The sequence below is a fragment of the Sporomusa sp. genome (genome assembly GCF_057736855.1).
Window position 1 is genome coordinate 1 of sequence record NZ_JBYKYF010000235.1, and the last position, 1,410, is coordinate 1,410.

Annotated in this window: 1 protein-coding gene; it reads right to left on the reverse strand. The window is 45.7% G+C overall.

Annotation, left to right across the window (positions count from 1 at the left end; translation table 11 throughout):
- On the reverse strand, window positions 1-1,267 hold a 1,267-nt coding region (locus AC29Z1_RS13460; RefSeq protein WP_488271971.1), incomplete at its 3' end, for a nitrogenase component 1.
- Window positions 1,268-1,410 lie beyond the last annotated feature (143 nt).

Below are 1,410 nucleotides of genomic sequence, written 5' to 3' on the forward strand. Positions count from 1 at the left end.
TATCTAAAACAGCTCGATTGGTTACGGGAAAACAAACTGGCAGGAATGCCGCCCCGATTTTCTGCGCCGTAGATCCCTCCAGACTGCTGCCAAGCAGGAAAGACGGGCTAAGTGCATTATAATACTTAGTATTACTGCTCTGAGGCCAGCTTTGCCGGATATGGTTAAGCAGTTGTCCAGCATGCTGTTCAAAGACGATTTTGGGTTTGGCCTCCGAAGTCAATTGATTAAATTTCTGCTCATATTGCTTTTTGCTGAACTCATCCAAATCTTCATTGACAACAACAAGATGGGGAATCCAACCCCAATCATCAACCAAAAAACTAATTAGCGGAAAGGCATAATTAATATCGGCCGAAACAATTACATACCGTTGCAAGTCGATATCGCCGTAAATATCCAAAAACCTTTCGACATAACTGTAGTAATAGCGTTTTTCTTCGGCAATAAGCGCTTCAACGGCCGCATCCTCAATAGCCAGACGCTCACCAATTGTGCGTAAAAAGGCATCCGTTCTTGTCGCACCGATGGGAAGATCTACCGTAATATACGGTATGTTATGCTGTTCTTCAAAAACCTTGGCAGTATCGATACCGTATTTGTCGGAAAAAACAATTGTCAGGGCTGCGTCTCCGTAATTTTTGATGGTTTCGATGGTTTCCCCATCGCCAAAAAAGGTATTGGCTTTTACGCCTAACTTATTTAGCAATCTTTTGATTTCCCTGATATTTCCCCGGTAAAAAACATCCTGCCCTGGCATTATGCCTAAAATATTGACAGTCCTTTCCGCCTTGACAGCCTTGGGCTCAATAAATTTAGCAGCCAAAGTACTCAGCACCAGTTCATAACCTTTAAAGCCATTACCCAAGAAGCCTGGAGTATTAGCTGCCAGCACAGGCAGTTTGCCGTTCTGAAAACGCCGGGTCACGCCGACAGCATCATCGCCAATAATTTCTACCTGGCAGCCGGTCACAACAAAGTACAGATCCCCATCCATGATTTTGATGGTGTGAGTAATTTGCTCCTCCAGCCGCTCCTCGCCACCAAACACAATGTCTTTTTCGACAACATTGGAGGTGGGCGTCATATGGCCGCTGCAATAGCCTGAACCTTTGTAGCCGCTTGCCTGGTTGTAGGTGCCTGACAGCATAGTGGCGCACCCGCCTGACGCATGAACAATGGGAATAGCTCGTGGTAGTGCAGCTATGGTAACAATGGCACCACCCAGAGCACATGTCGATTTTGCCCGTTCAATAAAAGTCCCCATATCCTAACCCCCCTAGACATTGTTTACAGGTATCCTCATTTACCCATAAAGCGTAACGCTATCCTCTGATCCATAGAAACCGGACTGCTCGCTCTAGCAAAGAAAAATACTGAAGGCTGAGGTAATGTTCTACTTCAGCTTCA